General features: G+C 72.6%; 24 protein-coding genes. 17 read left to right on the plus strand and 7 right to left on the minus strand.

What is annotated here, in order from left to right; translation table 11 throughout:
* The 4 genes from pqqB to pqqE are packed head-to-tail and all read left to right on the plus strand — an operon-like array spanning position 1 to position 3,198.
* On the plus strand, positions 1–957 hold the full coding sequence (gene pqqB / locus ACIRSU_RS06055; protein ID WP_403789504.1) for a pyrroloquinoline quinone biosynthesis protein PqqB: 957 nt from the start codon (positions 1–3) through the stop codon (positions 955–957).
* Positions 954–1,826: a pyrroloquinoline-quinone synthase PqqC gene (gene pqqC / locus ACIRSU_RS06060; RefSeq protein WP_403789505.1), complete on the plus strand. Its 873-nt coding sequence runs from the start codon at positions 954–956 to the stop codon at positions 1,824–1,826. Before pqqB ends, pqqC begins: the two co-directional genes overlap by 4 nt.
* Positions 1,823–2,077, plus strand: coding sequence for a pyrroloquinoline quinone biosynthesis peptide chaperone PqqD (gene pqqD, locus ACIRSU_RS06065; protein ID WP_403789506.1), 255 nt, complete (start codon positions 1,823–1,825; stop codon positions 2,075–2,077). Before pqqC ends, pqqD begins: the two co-directional genes overlap by 4 nt.
* A complete protein-coding gene (gene pqqE, locus ACIRSU_RS06070) occupies positions 2,074–3,198 on the plus strand; it encodes a pyrroloquinoline quinone biosynthesis protein PqqE (RefSeq protein WP_403789507.1) in 1,125 nt (374 codons plus the stop codon). Before pqqD ends, pqqE begins: the two co-directional genes overlap by 4 nt.
* 377 nt (positions 3,199–3,575) lie before the next feature.
* Here the strand turns inward: pqqE and ACIRSU_RS06075 are convergent, their stop codons facing one another.
* The 3 genes from ACIRSU_RS06075 to ACIRSU_RS06085 all read right to left on the minus strand — a co-directional run bounded on the left by ACIRSU_RS06075 (position 3,576) and on the right by ACIRSU_RS06085 (position 6,990).
* The gene (locus ACIRSU_RS06075; protein WP_403789508.1) at positions 3,576–5,033 is read right to left on the minus strand and encodes a catalase; all 1,458 of its coding nucleotides are present in this window, start codon (positions 5,031–5,033) and stop codon (positions 3,576–3,578) included.
* Between the two features lie 170 nt (positions 5,034–5,203).
* Positions 5,204–6,094, minus strand: a complete 891-nt coding sequence (locus ACIRSU_RS06080; protein ID WP_403789509.1) for a 2-hydroxy-3-oxopropionate reductase — start codon at positions 6,092–6,094, stop codon at positions 5,204–5,206.
* A 44-nt stretch (positions 6,095–6,138) separates the two neighbouring features.
* Positions 6,139–6,990 carry a TIM barrel protein gene (locus ACIRSU_RS06085; RefSeq protein WP_403789510.1) on the minus strand — a complete coding sequence of 284 codons (852 nt, stop codon included), beginning with the start codon at positions 6,988–6,990 and terminating at the stop codon, positions 6,139–6,141.
* Between the two features lie 141 nt (positions 6,991–7,131).
* On the opposite strand from ACIRSU_RS06085, the gene ACIRSU_RS06090 reads away from it, so the two are divergent.
* The 9 genes from ACIRSU_RS06090 to ACIRSU_RS06130 all read left to right on the plus strand — a co-directional run bounded on the left by ACIRSU_RS06090 (position 7,132) and on the right by ACIRSU_RS06130 (position 15,405).
* Positions 7,132–7,392, plus strand: coding sequence for a thiamine-binding protein (locus tag ACIRSU_RS06090; RefSeq protein WP_403790185.1), 261 nt, complete (start codon positions 7,132–7,134; stop codon positions 7,390–7,392).
* A 44-nt stretch (positions 7,393–7,436) separates the two neighbouring features.
* On the plus strand, positions 7,437–7,775 hold the full coding sequence (locus tag ACIRSU_RS06095; protein ID WP_403790187.1) for a helix-turn-helix domain-containing protein: 339 nt from the start codon (positions 7,437–7,439) through the stop codon (positions 7,773–7,775).
* Positions 7,776–7,930: 155 nt separating this feature from the next.
* Positions 7,931–8,446, plus strand: coding sequence for a 2-oxo-4-hydroxy-4-carboxy-5-ureidoimidazoline decarboxylase (gene uraD / locus ACIRSU_RS06100; RefSeq protein WP_403789511.1), 516 nt, complete (start codon positions 7,931–7,933; stop codon positions 8,444–8,446).
* Positions 8,446–8,853, plus strand: a complete 408-nt coding sequence (gene uraH, locus ACIRSU_RS06105) for a hydroxyisourate hydrolase (RefSeq protein WP_403789512.1) — start codon at positions 8,446–8,448, stop codon at positions 8,851–8,853. Before uraD ends, uraH begins: the two co-directional genes overlap by 1 nt.
* A 5-nt stretch (positions 8,854–8,858) precedes the next feature.
* Positions 8,859–9,782, plus strand: a complete 924-nt coding sequence (gene pucL, locus ACIRSU_RS06110; protein ID WP_403789513.1) for a factor-independent urate hydroxylase — start codon at positions 8,859–8,861, stop codon at positions 9,780–9,782.
* Between the two features lie 196 nt (positions 9,783–9,978).
* On the plus strand, positions 9,979–11,331 hold the full coding sequence (locus ACIRSU_RS06115) for a nucleobase:cation symporter-2 family protein (protein WP_403789514.1): 1,353 nt from the start codon (positions 9,979–9,981) through the stop codon (positions 11,329–11,331).
* Between the two features lie 48 nt (positions 11,332–11,379).
* Positions 11,380–12,771, plus strand: a complete 1,392-nt coding sequence (locus ACIRSU_RS06120; protein ID WP_403789515.1) for an 8-oxoguanine deaminase — start codon at positions 11,380–11,382, stop codon at positions 12,769–12,771.
* A 320-nt stretch (positions 12,772–13,091) separates the two neighbouring features.
* Complete coding sequence (locus ACIRSU_RS06125; RefSeq protein ID WP_403789516.1) at positions 13,092–14,558, plus strand: nucleobase:cation symporter-2 family protein; 1,467 nt, start codon at positions 13,092–13,094, stop codon at positions 14,556–14,558.
* A 4-nt stretch (positions 14,559–14,562) separates the two neighbouring features.
* Complete coding sequence (locus tag ACIRSU_RS06130) at positions 14,563–15,405, plus strand: aspartate/glutamate racemase family protein (protein ID WP_403789517.1); 843 nt, start codon at positions 14,563–14,565, stop codon at positions 15,403–15,405.
* A gap of 526 nt (positions 15,406–15,931) precedes the next feature.
* Here the strand turns inward: ACIRSU_RS06130 and ACIRSU_RS06135 are convergent.
* A complete protein-coding gene (locus tag ACIRSU_RS06135; protein ID WP_403789518.1) occupies positions 15,932–16,510 on the minus strand; it encodes a hypothetical protein in 579 nt (192 codons plus the stop codon).
* Between the two features lie 142 nt (positions 16,511–16,652).
* Here ACIRSU_RS06135 and ACIRSU_RS06140 point away from each other — a divergent pair, with 142 nt between their 5' ends.
* From ACIRSU_RS06140 to ACIRSU_RS06150, 3 genes are all read left to right on the plus strand, one after another.
* Entirely contained in the window at positions 16,653–17,627 is a 975-nt protein-coding gene (locus ACIRSU_RS06140; RefSeq protein WP_403789519.1) for a fibronectin type III domain-containing protein, read from the plus strand.
* 272 nt (positions 17,628–17,899) lie between these two features.
* Complete coding sequence (locus tag ACIRSU_RS06145; RefSeq protein ID WP_403789520.1) at positions 17,900–19,048, plus strand: hypothetical protein; 1,149 nt, start codon at positions 17,900–17,902, stop codon at positions 19,046–19,048.
* A gap of 55 nt (positions 19,049–19,103) precedes the next feature.
* Positions 19,104–20,894, plus strand: a complete 1,791-nt coding sequence (locus tag ACIRSU_RS06150; RefSeq protein WP_403789521.1) for a hypothetical protein — start codon at positions 19,104–19,106, stop codon at positions 20,892–20,894.
* Between the two features lie 17 nt (positions 20,895–20,911).
* Here ACIRSU_RS06150 and ACIRSU_RS06155 read toward each other — a convergent pair whose 3' ends face one another.
* The 3 genes from ACIRSU_RS06155 to ACIRSU_RS06165 all read right to left on the minus strand — a co-directional run bounded on the left by ACIRSU_RS06155 (position 20,912) and on the right by ACIRSU_RS06165 (position 24,871).
* Positions 20,912–22,063, minus strand: coding sequence for a hypothetical protein (locus ACIRSU_RS06155; protein ID WP_403789522.1), 1,152 nt, complete (start codon positions 22,061–22,063; stop codon positions 20,912–20,914).
* A gap of 262 nt (positions 22,064–22,325) precedes the next feature.
* Positions 22,326–23,948 (minus strand): malate synthase A, encoded by a 1,623-nt coding sequence (aceB, locus tag ACIRSU_RS06160; RefSeq protein WP_403789523.1) that lies wholly within the window; start codon positions 23,946–23,948, stop codon positions 22,326–22,328.
* Between the two features lie 260 nt (positions 23,949–24,208).
* On the minus strand, positions 24,209–24,871 hold the full coding sequence (locus ACIRSU_RS06165) for an NTP transferase domain-containing protein (protein ID WP_403789524.1): 663 nt from the start codon (positions 24,869–24,871) through the stop codon (positions 24,209–24,211).
* Between the two features lie 184 nt (positions 24,872–25,055).
* Between ACIRSU_RS06165 and ACIRSU_RS06170 the strand changes: the two genes are divergently transcribed.
* Positions 25,056–25,382: a DUF5955 family protein gene (locus ACIRSU_RS06170; protein ID WP_403789525.1), complete on the plus strand. Its 327-nt coding sequence runs from the start codon at positions 25,056–25,058 to the stop codon at positions 25,380–25,382.
* The last annotated feature ends 238 nt before the right edge of the window (positions 25,383–25,620 follow it).

Below are 25,620 nucleotides of genomic sequence, written 5' to 3' on the forward strand. Positions count from 1 at the left end.
ATGCTGCTCAAGGTGCTCGGCACCGCGGCCGGCGGAGGCGTGCCCCAGTGGAACTGCGCCTGCCGCGGCTGCGCCGGCGCGCGCGCCCACCCCGAGCGCCGCCGCCGGCACGCCTCGCTCGCCGTCGAGGCGGCTCCGGGACGCTGGTACGTGATCAACGCGACCCCCGACATCGCGGACCAGATCGAACGCTGCCCGGCGCTGCACCCGCGCCCCGGCACCGACCCGCGGCGCACTCCGCTCGCCGGGGTGGTCCTGACCGACGCGGAGCTCGACCACACCCTCGGCCTGGCCCGGCTCCGCGAGGCCGAACGGTTCGAGGTGATCGCCGCCGACCCGGTACGGGACGCGGTACGGGACCGTCAGGGCCTGGGCGAACTGCTCGCCCCCTACGCCGATGTGACATGGCGTCGGCTTCCGCTGCCGGGCAGCCCGGCTGGCCCGGGTGTCGCAGGTGGCCCGGACAGCCCGGACGAACCGCTCACGCCCGGTTCCACCGTCCACGTCGGTGCCGTGCCCGTCTCCGGCAAACACCCCCGCTACGCGGCCTCGGCCCCGCAGCCGACCAGCCCCGGGGCCTCCTGGGTGGTGGCGCTGCGCCTCACCGATCGCGCCACCGGGCGGACCCTCGTGTACGCGCCCGCGCTCGGCGCCTGGCCGGACGCCCTCCAGGCCGCCGTCGCCGAGGCCGACTGCGTGATCGTCGACGGCACCTTCTGGGACGACGAGGAACCGCGCGCGACGGGCTGCTCGGACCGCACCGCGACGGCCATGGGCCATCTGCCGATCACCGGGCCGAACGGCACGGCCCGGCGGCTCGCCGGCCTGCCGGGCCGCCGCCTCTACACCCATCTGAACAACACCAATCCCCTGGTCGACCCCGACGCCCCGCAGCACAAGGAGCTGATCCGGCTGGGCATCGAAGTGGCCGCCGACGGAACGGAGATCGTGCTGTGACCCTCTCGGAGACAGGAGCCGACGCGGCCGAGCCGTGGGGGAGGGCCGAGTTCGAGGAGCGGCTCCGTGACGTCGTCGAGCGCCGCTACCACCACCGGCATTCCTTCAACGTGCGCATGCACGAAGGCGAGTTGAGCCCCGACGAGGTGAGGCGCTGGATCACCAACCGCTTCCACTACCAGCGCCACATCCCCGTCAAGGACGCGCTGATCATGTCCAAGCTCGACACCCCGGAGCTGCGCCGCATGTGGGTGCGCCGGGTGGAGCAGCAGGACGGGCGCGCGGCAGGGGGACGCACGGCAGGGGGACGCACGGCGGACGAGGGCGGCATCGAACGCTGGCTGCGGCTGGGCGAGGCCGCCGGCCTCGACCGGGCCGTGCTGCTGGCCGGCCGGCAGGTCCTGCCGGGGGTGCGGTTCGCGGTCGACGGGTACGTCAACTTCTGCCGCCACCGCCCGGCCCTGGACGCCGTCGCGGCCTCGCTCACCGAGCTGTCCGCGCCGGACCTCATGCGACGCCGGACGGCGGCCTTCGAGCGGCATTACCCCTGGGTCCGGAGCAGCGGGCTCGCCTACTTCCGGGACCGCGTCCATCAGGGACGGCAGGCCGGCGACGAGGCGCTGCGGCTGGTCCTGGACTGGGCCCGTGACCGGGCCGGACAGGACCGGGCGGTCGCCGCGCTCGCCTTCAAGTGCGAGGTCCTGTGGTCGCTGCTCGACGCCGTCGACCACGCGTCCTCGCCCCCGTCCTCGGAGGCGGGCTCGCCGTCGCCCTCGTCCCCGCCGTCGCCGTCGATGTCGTCCTCGCCCTCGTCCTCCTCCTCGCCGTCGCCGCCGTCCTCGCCGTCGCCCTCGGGGGACGCGCGATGAGCTGGCGTCCCGTGCTCGCCCCGGCGGTCGTGCTGCGGCCCGACCGCGTGCGCGGCACCGATCTGCTCGTCAAGCCCGAACGCGTGGCCGTGCTGCACGGCGCGGCCGCCGGCGTCCTCGGCCTCTGCGACGGCCGGCGCACGGTGCCCGGGATCCTCGCCGAGCTGACGGCACGGTTCCCCGGAGCCCCGGTGGCCGAGGAGGTCCCCGCGTTCCTGGACCGGTTGCGGGCCGAGGGCTGGCTGCGGTGACGGCGGGCGAGCGCGTGCCGCGGCCCTGGGCGCTGCTCGCCGAGCTGACCCATCTGTGCCCGCTGCGCTGCCCGTACTGCTCCAACCCGCTGCAACTGACCGGTCGTTCGCGCGAGCTCGGCACCGCCCAGTGGCAGGACGTGCTGCGGCAGGCCGCCGAGCTCGGTGTCGTACAGACCCATCTGTCCGGTGGGGAGCCGCTGTTGCGCACGGATCTGGCCGAGATCGTCGAGGCCGCGGAGTCGGCGGGCGTCCACACCCAGCTCGTCACCAGCGGTCTCGGCCTGGACGAGGAGCGGCTGGCCGGCCTGACGGCGGCCGGGCTGCGCGCCGTACAGCTGTCGGTGCAGCACGCCGAGGCGCCGGCCTCCGACCGGATCGCCGGGCGCCGGTCGTACGAGGCGAAGGAGCGGGCCGCGGCGCTGGTGCGGGACGCGGGCCTGCCGCTCGGCCTCAACGTGGTGCTGCACCGGGCCAACCTCGACGCCGTCGACGCCCTGGTGGAACTGGGACTCGCCTGGGGCGCGGACCGGATCGAGCTGGCCAACGCGCAGTACTACGGCTGGGCCCTGCGCAACCGTGCCGCGCTCCTGCCGAGCCCTGCGCAGCTGGCCCGGGCGGCGGAGCGGGTGCGCTGGTGGCGGTCGCGCCTCGCCGGGCGTACCGAGCTGGTGTGGGTGGCGTCCGACCACCACGGGGGAGTGCCGAAGCCCTGCATGGGCGGCTGGGGACAGGTCTCGCTCACCGTCACCCCCGACGGCACCGTCCTGCCGTGTCCGGCGGCGGCGACGCTGCCAGGGATCGACGCGCCCAGCGTGCTGACCCGGCCGCTCGCCTGGATCTGGGAGCACTCGGCGGCCTTCGGCCGGTACCGCGGCACCGACTGGATGCGGGAGCCGTGCCGCACCTGTCCGCGCCGCGCGGAGGACTTCGGCGGCTGCCGCTGCCAGGCGTACGCGCTGACCGGTGACGCGGCCCGCACCGACCCGGCCTGCCGGCTGTCGCCCGACCACGGTCTCGTCGAGGGTCTCGTCCGTGCGGCGGCGTTGGACACGGACGCGGAGGACCGGGCGGCCTATGCGTACCGCACGTACGCGGACACGAAAAGGACCAGGGCCTGACCCTCTGTGCATGGGTCAGACCCTGGTCTTCGAACGCCCAGCGCGGGACCGTAAACCGCGCTGCGCGACGTGGTGACCGCCCGACGGTGCGAGGCTGGCGCGACAGGACGTTCGCGCCGCCGGGCGGAGTCTGGCCCCCTTCCGTGCGAGAAGGGGGTGCGTTGGGACCGCGGTGGCACCGACGGACGCCGCGGCCGGGTCCCCTTCCTTCAGGTCAAGAAGGGGAGCCGCGGGTCCTTACCACCGCACTGGCTCGGCGCCACCGCGGTCCTCACGCTGTCCGGCTCGACGACCACCCCTCATCCGGGCCGGCGAGCCGGACCGCGCACGGCACTGACCTCCCGTCAGGTGCCGTACGCAGCCTTGGAGTCGAAGGCTCAGTCCTCGCGCAGGGCGCGGACGGCCTCCTCGACGCGCCGGCCGTACTCGGCGTCGGCGGCGGCGAAGTGGGCGAGGTTCTTCTCGATGATGTCCTCGCGGGCGACCTGGGAGAGGCTGCCGGCGATGTTGGACACCAGACGGGACTTCTCGTCCTCGGACATCAGGCGGTAGAGCTCACCGGCCTGGAAGAAGTCGTCGTCCTTGGCGTGCTCCGGGGCCGCGTGGGTGCCGGTCCAGCCGTGGATGGCGAGCGGCGCGGAGAGCGCGTTGTCGGTCTGCGCCGGGCCCGAGTACGAGTTGGGCTCGTAGTTCTTGTCGTGGCGCGAGCCGTTGCGGGTGGCCATGAAGCCGTCGCGGCCGTAGTTGTCGGCCGTGGTCGCCTTGGGGGCGTTGACCGGCAGCTGGGTGTGGTTGACGCCGAGGCGGTAGCGGTGGGCGTCCGCGTAGGCGAAGAGACGGCCCTGGAGCATCTTGTCCGGCGAGGGGCCGATGCCCGGCACGAAGTTGTTCGGGGAGAAGGCGGCCTGCTCGACCTCGGCGAAGACGTTGTCCGGGTTGCGGTCGAGGACCAGGCGGCCCACGCGCTGCAGCGGGTAGTCGGCGTGCGGCCACACCTTGGTGAGGTCGAACGGGTTGAAGCGGTAGTCCGCGGCCTCGGCGGCCGGCATGATCTGGACGTAGAGGGTCCAGGACGGGCACACACCGCGCTCGATGGACTGCAGCAGGTCGGTCTGGTGCGAGTTGGCGTCCTTGCCGACCAGCTCGGCGGCCTGCTCGGCGGAGAGCGAGCGGATGCCCTGGTTCGTCTTGAAGTGGTACTTGACGAAGAAGGCCTCGCCCGCCTCGTTGGTCCACTGGTAGGTGTGCGAGCCGTAGCCGTTCATGTGGCGGTACGAGGCCGGGATGCCGCGGTCGCCGAAGAGCCAGGTGATCTGGTGGGTCGCCTCGGGGGCGTGGGCCCAGAAGTCCCAGACGTTGTCCGCCTCCTGCTTGCCCGTGAACGGGTCGCGCTTCTGGGAGTGGATGAAGTCGGGGAACTTGATCGGGTCCTTGATGAAGAACACCGGGGTGTTGTTGCCGACGAGGTCGTAGTTGCCCTCTTCGGTGTAGAACTTCAGCGCGAAGCCGCGCGGGTCACGGACCGCGTCCGCGCCGCCGAGCGAGTCGGCCACGGTGGAGAAGCGCAGGAAGGTCTCGGTCTTCTTGCCGACCTCGGAGAGGAAGGCGGCCTTCGTGTAGGCCGTGACGTCGTCGGTCACCTCGAAGTAGCCGTACGCGCCGGAGCCGCGGGCGTGCACCACGCGCTCCGGGATGCGCTCACGGTTGAAGCGCGCGAGCTTCTCCAGCAGGTGCTGGTCCTGGAGGAGGATGGGGCCACCGACGCCGGCGGTGGCGGAGTTCTGGTTGTCGGCGACGGGGGCGCCGGACTCGGTCGTAAGCACGCGCTTCGACATGGTGGACCTTCCGTGAGCTGCACTGCTACTGGTCAAGTGCTCTGGAGCGTAGGTACGCCCGGCAAACGACGTCAACAGTTTGTTGAAAATGAAGTGTGGTGTTCCGGACGGCGGCGGCGCCTGGGCGCGACAGGACAGGTGTCAGCGCCGCCGCCGCCCGGAAATCTGGGTCAGACCTGCTGGCCGGAGAGGCGCTCGACGGCGCGCAGCAGGGCCGAGTGGTCCAGGCCGCCGTCACCCTGGGCACGCAGGGAGGCGACGAGCTGGGCGACCACGGCGCCGACCGGAAGGGCCGCGCCGACGTTGCGGGCGGCGTCGGTGACGATGCCCATGTCCTTGTGGTGCAGGTCGATCCGGAAGCCGGGCTTGAAGTCCCGGTTCAGGAAGTTGTCCTTCTTGCGGGTCAGCACGGTGGAGCCGGCCAGACCGCCGTTGAGGACGTCGAGGGCGGCGTTCAGGTCCACGCCGGACTTCTCCAGGAAGACCACGGCCTCGGCGCACGCCTGGATGTTGACGGCGACGATGAGCTGGTTGGCGGCCTTCACCGTCTGGCCGGAGCCGTGCGGGCCGCAGAGCACGATGGTCTTGCCGAGGGCCTGGAGGATCGGCAGGGCCTCGTCGAAGTCGGCCTGCTCGCCACCCACCATGATCGACAGGACGGCCTCGATGGCGCCGGCCTCGCCGCCGGAGACGGGGGCGTCGATGACGCGGATGCCCTTCTCCTTGGCGTTCGCGGCCAGGTCGACGGAGGTCTGCGGGGTGATCGACGACATGTCGATGATCAGGGCGCCCGGCTTGGCGTTCTCCAGGATGCCCTCGGGACCGTAGGAGATGGCCTCGACCTGCGGCGAGGCGGGCACCATCGTGATGACCACGTCGGCGTCCTTGACGGCCTCGGCGATCGAGCCGGCCGCGGTGCCGCCGGCGGCGGCCAGGCGGTCCAGCTTGTCCTGCTCGAGGGTGAAGCCGGTGACGGAGTAGCCGGCCTTGATCAGGTTCTCGGACATGGGGGAGCCCATGATGCCGAGGCCGATCCACGCGATCTTGGGGAGGTTGCTCATGAGGGTGCCTCTCAAAACAAGGTGGTACGGGGAGGGGGCGAGGGTCAGCGCGCCGCGCGGTCCTCGGCGGGCAGCCATTCGAAGGAGGCGGCGGCGTCGGCGGCCTTGTACTCCAGGCCCACCCAGCCGTCGTAACCGGCCTTCTTCAGCTCGCCGAGCAGGTCCGCGAGCGGCAGCTCGCCGGTGCCCGGGGCGCCACGGCCCGGCATGTCCGCGATCTGGACGTGACCGGTCTTGTCGGCGTACTGCGCGATGACCTGGCTGACGTCCTCGCCGTTCATGGCCAGGTGGTAGATGTCGAGCAGGAACTTGGCGTTGCCGAGCCCCGTGGCCGCGTTGACCTTGTCGACGATCTCGATGGCGGCGGGGGCGCTCACCAGCGGGTAGAGCGGCGACTCCGGCTTGTTGAGGGTCTCGATCAGCAGGATCGCGCCGACCCGGTCGGCCGCGCGGGCGGCCAGGACCAGGTTCTCCAGGGCGAGCTCGTCCTGGACGGCCGGGTCCACACCCTCGACGCGGTTGCCGTAGAGCGCGTTCAGCGCCTTGCAGCCGACCGAGGCGGCGAAGTCCGCCGCGATGTCGATGTTGGCCCGGAAGCGGTCCGACTCCTCGCCGGGCACCGAGACCGCGCCGCGGTCCGGGCCGGGGAGCTGTCCCGCGTAGAAGTTCAGGCCGACCAGCTGGGTGCCGGCGTCCTCGAGGGCCTTCTTGAGGGCGTCGAGCTCGCTCTGCTCGGGGGTGGCGGTGTCGATCCAGGGCCACCACAGCTCGACCGCGGTGAAGCCCGCCGCGGCGGCGGCCGCGGGGCGCTCCAGGAGCGGGAGTTCCGTGAAGAGGATCGACAGGTTCACATCGAAGCGCTGGTCCGTGCCGGCGCCTTCAGAGAAGCGGGCCATGAGGGGCGGCGCTCCTTCCGTATTGCGGAAGTAACTTTCTGTCTGACGGAATGTTGTAGCGGGAGCGACCGACTTGTCAAGAGGTCCCCGCAGGTCCGGGGCTCCCGCTGGGGCCCGGACGGGCCGTAGCGTGGGGGCATGGTGCGTTTGAGAGTGGAGTTCACGACCGAGCCGTTCGACCTCGACGAGGCGCCGGCACACGCGGTCGTGGCTCGTGAGGTCATCCAGTCGGCCGAGCTGGACGCGGTGGACGTCGGCCCCTTCGGCAACACGGCGGAGGGCGGCGCGGACGCCGTGCTCACCGCCGTGGACGAGCTGCTGCGCAAGTCCCTGGCGGCGGGCGCCACCCGTGTCTCGCTCCAGGTGAACGTCCTCGACGGGTCGGGGGAGGCGGGCAAGTGACCGAGCACCCCCTGGTCGCGGCCGTGAAACCGCTGGTGGACGCGATGGGCGCGGAACTGCTCGGCCCCGAGCAGGCCGGGTCCGACGACGTCGTCCTCGCCTGGGAGGGCGAGGACGTGCTCGCCGTACGGCTGCCGCAGCTGTCCGAGTCCCTTGACCACATCCTCGCGGCGATGGAACGGCGGCACGGGATGCCGCTGGCCGAACTCGACCGCAAGGCGAAGCAGGAGATCGTCCGCATCCTGGAAGCACGCGGTGCCTTCTCGGTGCGCCACGGCGTGGAGACGGTGGCCGGTGCGCTGGGCGTCTCCCGCTTCACCGTCTACAACTACCTGAATCGGGAGACTGCCCTGAACAGGCAAAAACCCCCGAAGAACGGTTAGTTGATCATGTCTTGCCACAAGCCGTCGTCCGCATGTCGGGATGACGGCTTTTGTATGACCGAGTTTTCAACAAAGTGTTGACGTGGTGTTGCGGAGGGCGTTAGCTATCCGCAGCCCGTCCGACGCACAGCGAAAAACAGCCACGGAGGCTTCCCGTGACTTCAGGTACGACTCCGGGTCTCGCCCGGTTCAACACCTCGGCGGACGGCGACGCCGTCGCCGCACTCCACGAGGTGTGCTCCAGTTCGGCGTGGGGGAGCAAGCTCCTCGCCCAGCGCCCGTACGCCACCGCCGAAGCCCTCTTTCTCGCCAGCGACGCCGCCATGGCCGAGCTGACCGCCGAGGACCTGGCCGAGGCGATGGCGGGCCACCCGCCGATCGGTCGTCCGAAGGCCGGGGACCCGACCTCCTCCCGCGAGCAGAGCGGGATGGCCGGCGCCTCCGCGGAGCTCAAGGCCGAGATGCTCGAACTCAACCTGGCCTACCAGGACCGGTTCGGCCATGTCTTCCTCATCTGCGCCACCGGGAAGACCGGCGAGCAGATGCGCGACGCGATCCGCGCACGGATCGAGAACTCGCCCGAGCAGGAGCGGGAGATCGTCCGCACCGAACTGGGCAAGATCAACCGCATCCGCCTGACCCGTCTCGTAGAGACCGAGGAAGAGAACTGATGAGCACCGACACCACCGCCTCGGTGTCCACCCACATCCTGGACACCAGCCTCGGCCGGCCGGCCGAGGGCGTGGCCATCGCGCTCGCGGCCCGCGCCGGCTCCGGCGCGGAGTGGGTCGCCCTGGGCGGCTCCGCCACCGACGCGGACGGGCGCTGCAAGGACCTGCCGGCCCTGCCGGAGGGCACGACCCACGTACGTCTCGACTTCGAGACCGAGGCGTACTTCCTGACACAGCAGAACAAGCAAGCCGAGGCGCAGCAGGACGCCCCCGCGAATCGGGACAGCGGTGCGACCGGTGTGTTCTTCCCGGAGGTGGCGATCACGTTCGCCGTCGTACCGGGCGAGCACTACCACGTACCGCTGCTGCTCAACCCGTTCGGCTACTCCGTTTACCGAGGGAGCTAGCAGACATGCCCACGATTCTCGGCCAGAACCAGTACGGCAAAGCAGAGAACCGCGTCGTCAAGATCACGCGCGACGGCGGCACGCACCACATCAAGGACCTGAACGTCTCCGTCGCCCTCTCCGGTGACCTCGACGACGTCCACCTCACCGGCTCCAACGCCAACTGCCTCCCCACCGACACGACGAAGAACACCGTCTTCGCGTTCGCCAAGGAGTACGGCATCGAGTCCGCCGAGCAGTTCGGCATCCACCTCGCCCGTCACTTCGTGACGAGCCAGGAGCCGATCAAGAAGGCCCGGATCCGGATCGAGGAGTACTCCTGGGAGCGGATCGCCACCTCGGACGCCAACTCGAAGTTCATCGGCTCCGACGAGGTCAACCACTCCTTCGTCCGCAAGGGCCAGGAGACCCGCACCACCCAGGTCACCTTCGACGGCGAGAAGTGGGAGGTCATCTCCGGCCTCAAGGACCTCGTCGTCATGAACTCCACCAACTCGGAGTTCTGGGGCTACATCAAGGACAAGTACACCACCCTCAAGGAGGCGTACGACCGGATCCTTGCCACCCAGGTGTCGGGTCAGTGGCGGTTCAACTGGACCGACGACGAGCAGCGGATGCCGAACTGGGAGCGGTCCTACGAGCAGACCAAGAAGCACATGCTCGAGGCGTTCGCCGAGACCTACTCGTACTCGCTGCAGCAGACCCTCTACCAGATGGCCACGCGGATCATCAACCACCGCGCGGAGATCGACGAGGTCCGCTTCTCGCTCCCGAACAAGCACCACTTCCTCGTCGACCTCGAGCCCTTCGGCCTGAAGAACGACAACGAGGTCTACTACGCCGCCGACCGCATGTACGGCCTGATCGAGGCCACCATCCTCAGGGACGGCGCCACGGCGCAGATCCCGGTCGACATGACCAACCTCTAAGCGGCACTGAAAAGCCCCCGAGGCACTGCAGTCGCCTCGGGGGCGAGTTCCCGCAAAAGCCGGTTGAAACCGGAGGGAACCTCACGTGACTCCGCCCCATGGGGGCTTCCCGCTCGGCCGCGGCCTCGCGGCGGTCAAGCCCTGACCGCTCTTCCTGAGGGAAGGCAAGCAGTTTACTACGGCTCAGGAGATGTGCATGGCCCGGCAATCGGCCGTCCACCCGGTGGACGAGAAACTCCCCGCCTCGCGGCTCGTCCCCGCCGCGCTCCAGCACATCGCCGCCATGTACGCAGGCGTCGTCACCCCTCCGCTCATCATCGGCCAGGCCGTCGGCCTGGACGCCGCCGGAATGACCCGGCTCATCGCCGCCAGCCTGCTGATCGCCGGCTGCGCCACCATCCTGCAGACCCTCGGCCTCGGCCGCTTCGCCGGAAACCGGCTGCCGTTCGTCAACGCGGCCTCCTCCGCCGGCATCGCGCCCATGCTCGCCATCGCCGAGACCAGCGCCAAGGGCCACCAACTCCCCGCCATCTACGGCGCGGTCATGGTCGCCGGCGTCTTCTGCCTCGCCGTCGGCCCCTTCTTCGGGCGCCTCCTGCGCTTCTTCCCGCCCCTCGTCACCGGCGTCGTGATCACCCTCATCGGGGTCACCCTGATGCCCGTCCCGGTGAGCTGGGCCCAGGGCGGCGACAAGAACGCCGCCGACTTCGGCGACATGAGGTACCTGGCACTCGCCGGCTTCACGCTCGTCGTCATCCTGCTCTTCCAGCGCTTCGGCAAGGGCTTCGTCAAGCAGATCGCCCTGCTCCTCGGCCTGTTCATCGGCACGGTCGCCGCGATCCCCTTCGGCATGGCGGACTTCAGCGCCCTGCGCGAGGCGCCGGTCGCCGCGCTGCCCGCCCCCTTCGCCTTCGGCGCCCCCGAGTTCCAGCCCGCCGCGATCCTCTCTCTGTGCATCGTGATGCTGGTCCTGATGACCGAGTCCAGCGCCGGCATGCTCGCCCTCGGCGAGATCTGCGACCGGCGCAGCGACGGCCAGACCATCACCCGCGGCCTGCGCACCGACGGCATCGCCACCCTCCTCGGCCCGGTCTTCGGCGGCTTCCCCACCTCCGCCTTCGCCCAGAACGTCGGCGTCGTCTCGCTGACCCGGGTACGCAGCCGGTACGTGGTCGCCGTCGCCGGCGGCGCCCTCCTGGTCCTCGGCGCCTTCCCGGTGCTCGGCGCGGTCGTCTCCCTCGTGCCGATGCCGGTCCTCGGCGGCGCGGGCATCGTGCTCTTCGGCTCGATCGCCGTCAGCGGCATCCGCACCCTCTCGGAAGCGGGCCTCGACGACAGCTCCAACATCATCCTGGTGGCCGTCGCGCTCGGCGCGGGCATCATCCCGCTCGCCGCGCCCAGCTTCTACGCCGGCTTCCCCGCCTGGGCGCAGACCGTGCTCGGCTCCGGCATCAGCGCCGGCGCGCTCGTCGCCGTACTGCTGAACCTCTTCTTCCATCATCTCGGCACCCGGCACCGTCAGACGGCTCCGGCACTCAAATCCTCCTAGGGTCCTGCCGTGCCCGACCATCCCCCTGTTGATGAAGGAAGCACCGCCATGGCAGCACCTTCGGCAGCACCCCGGCGCATCGTCATCGAGAATGCGGCGATCGCGACCGTCGACGCGGACGACACCGAGTACGCCGCCGGCCATCTCGTCGTCGCCGGCAACAAGATCGAGTCCATCGGCGCCGGCCGCGCGCCGGACGGCCTCGACAACGTGGTCCGGCGGATCGACGCCACCGGCCATCTGATCACGCCGGGCCTGGTCAACACCCACCACCACTTCTACCAGTGGATCACCCGTGGGCTCGCGACCGACCACAACCTCTTCGACTGGCTGGTCGCGCTCTACCCGACCTGGGCGCGGATCGACGAGCAGATGGTGCGCGTCGCCGCCCAGGGCTCCCTCGCCATGATGGCCCGCGGCGGTGTCACCACCGCCATGGACCACCACTACGTCTTCCCGCGCGGCACCGGCGACCTGTCCGGCGCCATCATCGGCGCCGCCCGCGAAATGGGCGTCCGCTTCACCCTCGCCCGCGGCTCCATGGACCGCAGCGAGAAGGACGGCGGACTGCCGCCGGACTTCGCCGTCGAGACCACCGAGGGCGCGCTCGCCGCGACCGAGGAGACGGTGAAGCAGCACCACGACGCCTCCTTCGACGCGATGACCCAGATCGCCGTGGCCCCCTGCTCGCCCTTCTCCGTCTCCACCGAACTGCTCCGCGAGGGCGCGGCCCTCGGCCGCCGGCTCGGCGTGCGGATGCACACCCACGGCTCGGAGACGGTGGAGGAGGAGAAGTTCTGCCACGAGCTGTTCGGCATGGGCCCGACCGACTACTTCGAGTCCACCGGCTTCCTCGGCGAGGACGTGTGGATGGCGCACTGCGTCCACATGAACGACTCCGACATCGCGGCCTTCGCCCGCACGAGGACCGGTGTCGCCCACTGCCCCTCGTCGAACGCGCGGCTCGCCGCCGGCATCGCCCGCGTCCCGGACATGCTCAGGGCGGGCGTGCCGGTCGGCCTCGGCGTCGACGGCACCGCTTCCAACGAGTCGGGTGAACTGCACACCGAACTGCGCAACGCGCTGCTCATCAACCGCCTCGGCCACCACCGCGAGGCCGCGCTGAACGCCCGCCAGGCCCTCCGTCTCGGCACCTACGGCGGCGCGCAGGTCCTCGGCCGCGCCGACAGCATCGGCTCCCTGGAGCCGGGCAAGCTCGCCGACTTCGTCCTCTGGCGGATCGACGGCCTCGGCCACTCGTCGATCGCCGACCCGGTCACCGCGATCGTCTTCGGCGCGGCGGCCCCCGTGACCGCGTCCTTCGTCAACGGCCGGCAGATCGTCGAGGACAACCGACTCCTGACCGTCGACGAGGACACCATCGCGCGCGACGCGCGCACGGAGGCGCAGCGCCTGGCCCGTATCGCGGCCCGGAGCTGACCCACCCCAAGACGTCCGACCGAGGGGGACGGCCCTCGGTCGGTCGCCGTGGACCCGAGCGGGGCCCACGGCAGCCGGGCCGGGGGGTGTACGTACGCCAAGTCGTACGGCACCCCCCGGAACGGTGAACCCGCGCCCGCCCCCCCACCGGGCACCCGTCCCGCGCCGCACCCCCTCCGCCGGCGCACCACCGCAGTACCTCCCGCACCCCCCTCGCACCACCCCCGCACCGAGCCGCACCTCCTGCACCCCGCACCGCATCGCACCACCTCCCTGCATCCCACGTCCCCGCCGACGTGTACCTGACCGGAGGAACCGCCGTGGCCGCCAAGCCCCAGGTTCGCAATGCACCAGACGCAAACACCGCCCCCGAAGGGGCCGTCCCCGACGCCGACCGGACCAAGCATCCGGTCGACGAGACGCTGCCCCCAGCCAAGATGCTCACCAGCGGTCTGCAGCACGTGGCCGCCATGTACGCGGGCGTCGTCGCCCCGCCCCTGATCGTCGGAGCGGCCGTGGGCCTCACTCCGACCGAACTGACGTTCCTCACCGGAGCCAGCCTCTTCACCGCCGGCCTCGCCACCTTCCTCCAGACCCTCGGCGTCTGGAAGATCGGCGCCAAGCTGCCCTTCGTCAACGGCGTCACCTTCGCCGGCGTCGCCCCGATGCTGGCCATCGTCAACACGACGAAGGACAAGGCCGACGCGCTCCCGGTGATCTTCGGCGCGATCATCGTCGCCGGACTCCTCGGCTTCATAGCCGCCCCGTTCTTCTCCCGGCTCGTGCGGTTCTTCCCGCCGGTCGTCACCGGGTCCGTCATCACGCTCATCGGCGTCTCCCTGCTGCCGGTCGCCTTCGGCTGGGCGCAGGGTCCCAACCCGAAGGCCGACGACTACGGTTCGACGACCTATCTGTCGCTCGCCGGCATCACCCTCGTGATCGTGCTGCTGCTGCGGCGCTTCACCACCGGCTTCCTCAAGCAGGTCGCCGTCCTGGTCGGCCTGGTCGTCGGCACGGTCATCGCGATCCCGTTCGGCGTCGCCGACTTCTCCCCGGTGCGGCAGGCCGACGTCGTCGGCTTCCCGACGCCCTTCCACTTCGGCGCGCCGCAGTTCGCGACCGCCGCGATCATCTCCATGTGCGTGGTCATGCTGGTCTCCATGACGGAGTCCACCGCCGACATGCTCGCGCTCGGCGAGATCGTCGAGCGGCCGGCCGACGAGAAGACCATCGCGGCCGGACTGCGCGCCGACACCCTCGGCTCCGCGCTCAGCCCGCTCTTCAACGGCTTCATGTGCAGCGCCTTCGCCCAGAACATCGGCCTGGTCGCCATGACCCGGATCCGCAGCCGCTTCGTCGTGGCCTGCGGCGGCGGCTTCCTCGTCCTCATGGGCCTGTCGCCGATGGCCGCCTCGCTGATCTCGGTCGTGCCGCGGCCGGTGCTCGGCGGCGCGGGCGTCGTCCTCTTCGGCTCGGTCGCGGCCAGCGGCATCCAGACCCTGGTCAAGGCCGGCCTGGAGAAGGACAACAACGTGCTGATCGTGGCGGTCTCGCTGGCCGTCGGCATCATCCCGATCACGAAACCGGAGTTCTACCACGCCTTCCCCGAGACCGCGAAGATCATCCTGGACTCGGGCATCTCCACCGGCTGCGTCGCCGCCGTGCTGCTGAACTTCGTCTTCAACCACCTCGGCGGGCACCGGAACGACGACACGGTGACGGCGCCGATGGAACCGGGCGAGGAGATCTCGGAGACGGCGGCGGCGAAGGCGGCGCACGTCCACTGATCCCGTGAGCCGCCCACTGCCACCGTCGCCGCCCGCCCCGGATCCCGCGCACCCCGCGGGGCCCGGGGCGCCGGCCGTGGTCCTGATCAACCCCAACACCGCCACGGCGACGACCCGCATGATGACGGCCATCGCGCGCCGCGCGCTCGCCGTCCCGGGCCTGCGCGTGCGCGGCGTGACCGTCGCCCACGGCCCCGCGATGCTCACCGACCCGGCCGCGCTCGGTGAAGCCGCCCCGCACGTCCTCGCCGCCGCGCGCGAAGCCCTGGCGTCCGGCGACTGCGCCGCCCTGATCGTGGGCGCCTTCGGCGACCCCGGAGTCGAGGAGCTGCGGACCTGGCTCCGCCGCCGGGCGCGGCCCGGTAGGACGGGCGGCGAAGCCCGTCCCGGAACGCCGGCCGCTACGACGGTGGGCTCGTCCGTCGCCTTTCCCGTGCCCGTGCCCGCGCCCGTCCCCGTCGTCGGCATCGGCGAGGCCGCGCTCGCCGAAGCGGCCGAGGGCGGACGGCGCTTCGGCATCGCCACGACCACGCCGCGCCTCGCCGCCGCGATCGACGCCCACGTCGCCCGCCTCGGCCTCTCCGCCGCGTACACCGGCGCCCGCTTCACCTCCGGCACCCCCGAACAGCTCGCCGCCCACCCCGATTCACTGCTCGCCGCCCTGACGGAGGCCGCGCGCGCCTGCGTCGTACGCGACGGAGCCGAGGCCGTCGTCATCGGCGGCGGCCCACTCGGCGACGCGGCAGAAGCGCTCCGAACCCGCCTCGCCGTCCCCGTCGTGGCCCCCGTCCCGGCGGCCTGCCGCGAGGTGGTGCGACTGCTGGGCGCGGCCTCGGGCAGCAAGTAGGGCACGGCCCCGGAAAGGCCCCAGGGCACGGCCCCGGCCGCGCGCCAGGACCCGTGCTCGGGCGCGCCCCCGGACCCGCGCCGTGCTCCGTGCCAGAACAAAGCCCCGGCCACCAGTTCGGGCAGAACCCTGGACCCGCGCCCGGACCGTCGCTCCGATCTGCGCGGGGCCCAGTGCCAGGGCCGACGCTCGGCCCAGCGCCCGGACCCGCCCGCGGGCCGTGGCCTGGACCCGCGCCAGGGCCGTGGCCCGGACCCGCCTGCGGGCCGTGGCCTGGACCCGCGCCAGGGCCGTGGCCCGGACCCGCCTGCGGGCCGTGGCCCGGACCCGCGCCAGGGCCGTGGCCCGGACCCGCCTGCGGGCCGTGGCCCGGACCCGCCCCCGGGCCGTGGCCCGGACCCGCACCCGGGCCGTCGCTCGGCCCAGTGCCAGGGCCGTCGCTCGGCCCCGCGCCCGGGCCGTCGCCTGGACCCGCCCCCGGACCCGCCCGCGCGCCGCCACCCGGTCACCGCTCCCCGACGCGTCCTCACCGCTCCACCGCCGCTCGCCGCCTGCACTCGTGCGCCAGGTGTGGATATGCCGCCGCGATCGCCTCGTACACCCGGCGGCGCAGCAGGCGTTCGGCCTCGGCGCGGCCGGTGTCGCCGTAGAGGTCGTCGAGGAGGGTGTCGTAGCGGGAGAGGGCGTGTCGCAGATAGCCGACCTGCCAGCGGACCATGGCGCCGGCGGTGAGGCCGCCGGGGCCGCGGGCGCCGAGCAGGTGGCGGTGCCGGACGGCGCGGCGCTCCAGTTCGGCGGCCGGGAGGCGGGGCACCTCGATGGGTTCGGCGCGGATCGCCGCGAGGACCGCGCGACGGCGCCGCTCGGCCGCGAGCAGGCTCGCGGCGCCGGCCCGGCCGGCGGCCTCGGCGGAGGCGGCGAACTCCGGTGTGCGCTCCACGGCTTCGACGCGCGCCAGGAGATAGAGGCGCACGGGCGCGAGCGACCAGCGCCTCGGGTCGCGGCCCTGCACATCGGCCTGGCCGAGCATCTCGCTGACCATGGCGTCGCTCCAGCCGCGCACGCGCAGCCCGGCCAGTGACACATAGGTCGTACGGTCCGTCATGATTCCCCCAAATTCGGTTACGGAGAGTGATGGGACCAGTGAAGCGCACGCCACTGACAACGCCCTCTTGCCGGCGCCCCACCCGCTGTGCGATATAGGTCTGGACCTTTCCCGGATCCCCGGCCGGACGGAGGCACCCCCCATGCAACGCCCTTACCTCGCAGCCCCGTTGGCAGTCGCCGCACTCGGCTTCACCTTCACCCTCGCCGGCTGCGCCGGCCCCGCCGCGGCCGCCAAGGACACCCGCGCCCCCACCGCCCCCACCGGAGTCACCGCGACCGCCGGCAGCGCCACCACCGTCCACGTCATGTGGAGCGCCGCCACCGACGACCGGGGCGTCACGTCCTACGCCGTCTACGACCGGGGCCACGAGGTCAAGGAACTCCCCGCCGCCACCCTGATGACCGACATCAGCGGCCTGGCCCCCGCCACCCTCCACACCTTCACCGTCCGCGCCCGCGACGCCGCCGGGAACCTCTCCCCGGCCGGCGCCCCGGCCGCGGCCACCACCCTCGCCGCGACCGCCGAGGACCGCACACCGCCCACGCGCCCCACCGCCCTGCGCGCCGCTCCCGCCGGACCCGGCGCGGCGGTCCTCACCTGGCGGCCCGCCCGCGACGACACCCGCGTCACCGCGTACGACGTCTACCAGGCCGACTCCCGCGTCCACACCGTCCCCGGCACCGCCACCACCGCCCGCCTCACCGGCCTGCGCCCCGGCACCGCCTACTCCTTCACCGTCCGCGCCCGCGACGCCGCCGAGAACTCCTCCCCGGACAGCGCCCCCGCCGACCTCACCACCGCCCCCGCCCCCGGCGCCCCGCCCAGCACGGCCCCCACCGCCGTCAGCGTCCGCCCCGCCCGCGGCACCCTCACCGTCACCTGGACCCCGCCCCGTACCGCCACCGGCACCGCCGTCAAGGAGCACCAGCTCTATCTCGACGGCCGCTTCGCCACCACGATCGTCTGGGGCACCCAGCCCGCTTTGGGCCCCGTCACCTACACCCTCACCGTCCCCACCACCCCCGGCCTGCGCTACACCGTCACCCTCCGCGCCAAACTCCCCGACGGCACCTGGGGCGACTTCTCCGCACCCCGCACCGCCATCACCCCCTAGGGGGTGTCTCGTCGATCATGCCGGGCTCGCGACGCCTGGCACCGCGCCTCGCCGCGTTGTCGTCGGTCGCCGATGCTCCGCATGGACTCCCTCCTCCGCCTTGCGATGCACGGCACCAGACGCCGCTCCCTGATCCGGCCTGATCGACGAGACACCCCCTAGCTCCCCCCGCCCCCTTGGCCACACATGGCCGAAACGGCTCCCTTTCCGGACCCGCCCGCCGCGCCGCACCCTGCGAACGGGGCACTTGCCGAAGGGCGTTGGGGGAGCCGATGGCCGAGCCGAGCTACGTACCCGTTCTGCCCGCACGACCGAGCGCACGGAAGGCGTACGAGGCCCTCACGCCCTCCGTGCGCGCCGCCGTCGCCCCTCTGTGGGTCGTCCCGCCCCGCGACCCGGCCGCCTGTCGGCGCGCCCGCCGGCATCCCGTGCACGAGACCCTCGCCCACATCGCCCGGGTGCAGGAAGGCAGACCCGCGTGGGTGGACACCCGGGGCGGCGAGTCCGACGCCGACCCGCGCCCCGTCGAGGAGGCGCTGCGCGACGTGCCGGCCCGCACGGCGCTGAGACCCGTGACGGGGCCCGAACGCTCCGCCTGGCAGCAGGCCGCCTGCGCGGCCGCGGCCCGTGCGTGCGGCGACGGCCTCGGGATACGGATCGCCCCGGCCGCCCTCGCCGACGAGCGCCGCCTCGAAGCCCGGTTGCGACGCCTGCTCGCCGAGCTCGCCGACCTCCCCCTGGACCTGCTGCTCGACTTCGGCGACGTCCAGGACGACCACCGCTTCGCCTTCGTCGAGGAGTCGGCCCTTCGTGCCCTCGCCCTCCTCGGACCGCTGCACGGCTGGCGCACCGTGGCCGTCCTCGCCGGTTCCTGCCCGGGTGCCGACGCCGTCCCCGACGGCTACGGGGCGCCCTTGGCCGAGGCGGAGCGCTACGACTGGGACCTGTGGCACGTGCTCGGCCGTTCGCCGGACGGGCGCCGGCTCCGCCTCACCTACGGCGACTACGGAGCCGGGCACCCCCGGAGCACCGCCCGGCCGGCCGACCCGGACGACGGATCGCCGTGGGGCCTGCTGCGTCACACCGGCGAGCGCACGTTCCTCCTCGGCAAGGTGCCCACCTGTGCGGACGGCCACGCGGCCGACATCCGGCGCACGGCGGCCGAGATCGTGGCCACGCCGGACTTCGAGGAGGCCCCGCACAGTGCCGCCAAGGACTGGATGCGGGCCTGCGCCGCGGGCCGGGGCAGCGAGGGCGCGGGTCATCCCGGCGTGTGGGCCTGGGCCGCGCACAACCAGCACCTCACCTTCGTCGTCCACCGGCTGCAGCGGCTCCAGCAGCTGCAGCGGCTCCGCCTGCTGCACCAGCTCCGCCGGCTCCCGCAGCCGCACCGGAGCGCCCCCTTCCACCGCACCGCGTGACCCGCCTGGCCGCACCGCACCGCGCCCCGCCCCGCCCCGAATTACGCTGGGAAGCGTGGCCGAGATCGTGCTCACCAACACCGGTCGTGACCTGTTCCTGGAGGAAAGCCCCGAGTTCCGGGGGCCGGGAGCCGTCAGGGCCGTGGACGCCGTGCTCGGGCTGCTCGCGTTGCGCGGGGCGGACCGGGGATCGGGAGTGCCGGAGCCGACGCCCGGCCTGGTGAAGCGGCTCCTCGTGGAGGATCTGCCGGCGTTCGTGTGGGCGGCGCCGGAGGAGCTGGCGGTGTATCCAGCGGTGCTGCGGGCGCTCGCCGGGCGGTTCGACGGGGAGCGGCGGACGCGGATCGAGGGGGTGATCGGGGAGGCCGTGGCCGATTTCGAGCGGGCCATGGGCGACCCCGGGAACCTGACCTGGCCCCGCTGGTACGCGCAGCTCCTGCGGGCCGACGGCACCGATCCCGGCGACCCCGAGGCGGTACGGGCCTGGCTGGCCCGGCTCGACGGGCCGCCGGTGCCCGACGGGGTGCGCCGGGCGGACCTGGTGGGCCGCACCGCCATCGCGGACCTGGTCCTCACCGAGGTGCTGACCAGGGCCTACGTACGCGATGCCGAGCAGCCCCCGGCCGCCGGGCCGCTGCTCAGCGACCACGACGTGGCGCAGGGCATCGGCCGGGTCGCCCAGGCGCTGCTCGACCGGTGGACGGCGGCCGGACTCGCCGAAGGACTCGCGGGGGAGTACGCGCACCTCGCGCCCGGACCCGACGACCTGCCCCATCTCGTCCTCGCCGACGCCCTGCTCGACGAGCACCTCGACTACTACGGAGACGCCTCCGTGCCGCTGCCGCCGCCGGAGCGGGAGGCCGAGGAGGCCGTCACGGACGTGGAGCGGGACGCCGACGTGCTGGCCGCCGCCGTCGACGAGCTCGCCGACGAGGGAACGTACGGCGGCGAGGCCGCCCACCTGCTCTACACGCTCTACCAGCGCGGCTGCTCCGCCGAGTCGGTCGCCCGCCGGGCCGCCGAATTCGAGGACTGGACCGTCGACCCGGCCCTGGAGGACGCCCCCGTCCGCGTACCGCCGCCCGCCTCGCCCGGCTACACCACGCCGACCGCGTCCGAACTCGCCCGCCTCCTCGGCACGCCCGGCCTCACCGACACCGACCGGGCCCGGCTCGACAGGCCCGCCCACGGCCTCGCGGCCGTCGTCGACCGGCTGGCCGCGACCGGACTGGTCTTCCGGCGCGGCGACGCCTTCGGGCTCACCCCGGGCGGCTGCGCCGCGGTCCGCTATCTGCTGGCGGTACGGCGGGTCGCGGTGCCCGACGCCGAGGAGACGGCCGAGTGGGACGCGGACACCCTGGTGGCCGCCACCGCGGGCTGGCCGCCGGCCGTCGCCGGACGGGTCCTCGGTGAGTGGCTGCACGCCCGTGGGCACGCGGCGGAAGCCTGGTCCGGGCTGCTCGCCGCGCTCGGGAAGGTCAACGCCGGCACCTCCGAAGCCGCCGGCACCCGCGGCCTGCTGCATGTCCTGGACCTGTCCGCCGCCCCGACCGGGGCGCTGCGCGACGCCCTCGCGAACCCGGCCGTCGGCGTCCGGGCGGCGGACGTGCTGCGCGACCGCGGGGAGCCGGTGGACCCGGACCGGGTGCCGGCCGCCGCGCGGGCCCTGCACGTGCTCGACGGGCTGCCCGGCAAGAAGGGGCCGCTGGAGTCCCGCCGGGGCGCCTTCGACGCGGCGGCCTCGCGCTGGCCGGGCGGCTCGGCGGCGCTGGTCGCCGCCATGTGCGCCGCCGACCCGCACGAGGCCGAACGCGTCCTGAAGCCTCTCGGCATCAGCCTGCCCTGACGTGGCCCGCCGGCGGATCAGCCCGCCGCGAGGTACATCCCCGACGAACCCGACCCCGCCGTGTTCCGGCAGCTGTAGTTGCCGGATGCCTGCGCGTTGATCAGCGCGAGACAGCGGCCCAGCGCCAGCTGCCCGTAGTAGTTGGGGTGCATGTCCTCCTGGAGCGGCCCCTGGGTCTCGTTCTGGTCGATCCAGCGCGCCCACTCGCTCGTCGTCGGCGACGCCGGCACGGTCGAGGACACCTGCTTGCTGCTCTTGGAGCACACCTCACGGCCCTGGAGCATGTCGCGCAGATCCATGAACTGCGCGCCCTTCGCCGTGGCGACGGCCTTCAGCCGGCTCGCGATCTGCGGCACGAGGGAGTCGCGCGCCCAGTCGGAGTCGAGGTTCCAGAAGGGGCAGCCGCCGGTGTTCGTACGGCTCCAGCCGCTCTCGCCGTAGCGGTTCTCGGCGGCGCGCGGGATGGGGGAGGGGTACGACTGGAGCACGATCCGGTAGTCGGCGGCGGTGTAGCCGGCGCCCGTCATCACGGCTCTGATCTCGTCGATCGACTTGCCGACGTCCGCCATCACGCCGTCGATCTTCGAGTCGACGACGGCCTGCTGGTCGTCGTGGCAGTAGGAGTACCAGACGATGTAGTCGGTGGCGCAGGTGCTGATGATGTCGGCGAAGCCGAGGTCGTTGCCGCCGATCGACAGGGCGATCAGCTTGACGTCGTGGGTGGCGGCGACGGCCGCGAGCTGGTCGGCCTGCGGGGCCTCGCCCTTGAACGCGGTCCCGCCGGAGGCCGTACGGAACACGTTCTTCGTGACGGCCCCGGAGCAGGCGATGTTGATCAGGTTGGTGGCGATCGGGCCGGCGCTGTTGACCTCGGCCGAGTCCGAGCGGTGACAGCCGCCGGCCTCGGTCGTGCCGTACACCCGGCTCGGGTCGTACGTGCTGCCGTTCCAGGCGCGGTCGGTGCCGTTGCGGCTGCCGGTGGTGGTCAGGCTGTTGCCCTGCCAGCGGCCGGCCTCGCCGGAGATGTAGCTGTCGCCCATGGTGACGACGGTGGAGGGGCCGGAGCCGGGAGCGGCGACGGCGGGGGACGGAGCGGCCAGGAGGGCGAATCCGGCGGTCAGGCACAGGGTGAGCAGACCGCGCAGAGCGCGGCGGGGGGACGAGGACATGGCTGTGCTCCTGCGAGGTGCGGTACGCGAGGTACGCATCGACGTGGGGGACAGCCGCCGGCCGGTGGCATGGCGGAACTTCGCACGGGCCGGCTTGTTACCGCTAGGTAGTTGCGTATTTCGGTTGAGTTACGTGACTTGTGAAACGCCATGGATCGAAAACCGGCCACGTCTTCCGCAAACAGCAAAAGGCCCCGCCCCCGGTGCTGTGCGAACACCGGGGGCGGGGCCTGCTCGGGCGAGCTGTTCGGCCGCTGTGCGGTCAGCCGACCAGCTGGTCGTACGCCGGGAGGGTCAGGAAGTCCGCGTAGTCGGCGTCGAGGGAGACGTGCAGCAGGAGGTCGTGGGCCTGCTGCCACTTTCCGGCCGCGAAGGCCTCCGCGCCGATCTCCTCGCGGATCGCGGCCAGCTCCTCGGCGGCCACCTTGCGGGCCAGCTCCGGCGTCGCCTTCTCGCCGTTCTCGAACACCACACCCGCGTTGATCCACTGCCAGATCTGCGAGCGCGAGATCTCGGCCGTGGCCGCGTCCTCCATCAGGTTGAAGATCGCGACGGCGCCGAGGCCGCGCAGCCACGCCTCGATGTAGCGGATGCCGACCTGGACGGCGTTGCGCAGGCCCTCGTACGTCGGCTGGGCGTCCAGGGAGGCGATGTCGATGAGCTCCGGGCCCTCGACGTGGACGTCCTCGCGCAGCCGGTCCTTCTGGTTCGGCTTGTCGCCGAGGACCGCGTCGAAGGAGGCCATGGCGATCGGCACCAGGTCGGGGTGGGCGACCCAGGAGCCGTCGAAGCCGTCGCCGGCCTCGCGGTCCTTGTCGGCCTTGACCTTCTCGAAGGCGACCTTGTTGACCTCGGCGTCCTTGCGGGACGGGATGAAGGCCGCCATGCCGCCGATGGCGTGCGCGCCGCGCTTGTGGCAGGTGCGGACGAGGAGTTCGGTGTACGCGCGCATGAACGGGGCCGTCATCGTGACCGCGTTGCGGTCCGGAAGGACGAACTTGGCGCCGCCGTCACGGAAGTTCTTGACGATGGAGAAGAGGTAGTCCCAGCGGCCCGCGTTCAGCCCGGCGGCGTGGTCGCGGAGTTCGTAGAGGATCTCCTCCATCTCGTACGCGGCCGTGATGGTCTCGATGAGGACCGTGGCGCGGACGGTGCCCTGCGGGATGCCGACGTAGTCCTGGGCGAAGACGAAGATGTCGTTCCAGAGGCGGGCCTCCAGGTGCGACTCGGTCTTCGGCAGGTAGAAGTACGGGCCCTTGCCGAGGTCGATCAGGCGCTGGGCGTTGTGGAAGAAGTAGAGGCCGAAGTCGACCAGCGCGCCGGGGACCGGGCGGCCGTCGACGGTGAGGTGACGCTCCTCCAGGTGCCAGCCACGGGGCCGCATGACGACCGTGGCGAGCTGGTCGGCCGGCTTCAGGGCGTACGACTTGCCCGAGCGCGGGTCCGTGAAGTCGATGTTGCGGGTGTAGGCGTCGATCAGGTTGACCTGTCCGAGGACCACGTTCTCCCAGGTGGGCGCCGAGGCGTCCTCGAAGTCGGCGAGCCAGACCTTCGCGCCCGAGTTCAGTGCGTTGATCGTCATCTTGCGGTCGGTCGGGCCGGTGATCTCGACCCGCCGGTCGTTCAGGGCCGCCGGGGCCGGCGCGACCCTCCAGGACTCGTCGGCGCGGATCGCCGCGGTCTCGGGCAGGAAGCCCAGGGTGGAGGTGCGGGCGATCTCGGCGCGGCGCTCGCCACGGCGGGCGAGCAGCTCGTCCCGGCGCGGGGTGAACCGGCGGTGCAGCTCGGCCACGAAGGCGAGCGCCGCGTCGGTGAGCACCTCCTCCTGGCGCGGCAGGGGCTCGGCTTCGACGACGACCAGGGAGGACGGCGCTGGTGCGGACATGAACTGTCACTTCCTTCAGCGGGCTTCACGGGCGGTGCGTGCCGGCCGCCGGGCGTCGTCGGGTGGCACGCCGTGCCACAGGCGCCGAGATACGGCCGGGAGCGCCGTCACGGAGGATCAGGCGCTTCTGAACAGTGGATACTAGTTTCCTCATAGTGGAAGTTCAATGGTTTGTTGATGTCGAGATTCTTTGGGTCGACACAACGTGGCTCTGAGTGTCACCACGCTCACTCCCGTTCCCTTCCCGCTTCCGCTCCCGCTCAGGCCAGACGCCGGAGATCCGCCTCCGTGTCGATGTCATAGGGCTCGGCCACATCCGAACAGTCCACGAGAGTGATCGCATCCCGGTGCGCCTCCAGGTACTCCCGCGCCCCCCGGTCCCCGACCGCCGCCGCCGCGATCCCCGCCCAGTGGTCCGCGCCGAACAGCACCGGATGGCCGCGCCTCCCGTCGTACGAGGCCGCGGCGAGCGTGGCGCGCCCTCGGTACGCGGCATGGACCCGGGCCACCGCCGCCGCCCCGATCCCCGGCTGGTCCACCAGCGACACGAGCGCCGCGTCGACTCCGTACGGAGCGGCGGCGAGCGAGGCGAGCCCGGCCCGCAGCGACGACCCCATGCCCTCCGCCCATTCCGGGTTCTCCACGAGCACGCACCCCGGCAGGTCCGCCTCCTGCCGTACACGCTCCGCCGCCGCGCCCAGCACCACGTGCACCACCTCGCAGCCGCCCTCCCGCAGCACCCGCGCCGCGCGCTCGACCAGAGGGCGGCCGCGGTACGGGAGCAGCGCCTTCGGCCGCCCGCCGAGGCGCCGGCCGCCGCCCGCGGCGAGCAGCAGCCCGGCGGTCCGGGGCCCCGTCGCGGGGGCGGCCGCGGGCTCCCCTGTCGTCTCTTGCGCTGACTCTCCTGCTGTCTCTCCCGTCATGGGGAGTGCATACCGCATCAGACCCCACCACCCGGATGCCTGAATGTGCGTCCGCCTGCTGGCGCGCCGGGCGCGCGAAGGAGTTAACTGGCCCGCGACCCCGAGCGCCCGACCGCCGCCCGAGGGGTCGCGCAGCGACGTGCACGTGCACAAGGGGGGCCGGCGGCTCCCTGGGGGGAGAACCATGTTGCGAAGCGTGGGGCAGAGGCGAGTGACCGCTGACGGCGTGGACCCGAGGGTGGCCGAACTACGCGCCGCCGTGTCCCGGCTCCGGCGAGAACTCGCCGGGCACCGGCCGGAGTTCGCCGACCGGGGGATCGCCGAGGACGAGCTCGCCGCGCTCGACGCGATGGCGCTCAGCGGCGCCCCCGAGGTGTGGCGGCTGCGCCGCTCGCTGCTCCTGGTCGCCGGCGCGATCGGCTCCGTCAGCGCCCTCACCGAGGGCCTCGCCGCCGTCCGCCGCGCCGTCGAACTCTTCGGCCCGGCGACACCCCGCCAGCCGGACGCCTGACCGGCGAGACTTCCCCGGAGGGACCTTCGGACACCGGGGAGGGGTTCACCGGGCGCCGGGCGGCCCACCGGGATTGCGGCGAGACTTCTGCGCAGAGGGGCTCTGCCCGGAATCCGACCGGAGGGTGGTGGCGAAACGTGGCGGCGGTGCGCGGCGACGCCCCGCGGGAACCGGGCGGGAAGGGCGAGGACGGGCGGGGGGCGGGCGCCCGCGGCGACTCCCACGGAGGCGGCGCCCG

The organism is Streptomyces sp. NPDC101160 (genome assembly GCF_044768205.1).
GTDB lineage: Bacteria > Actinomycetota > Actinomycetes > Streptomycetales > Streptomycetaceae > Streptomyces.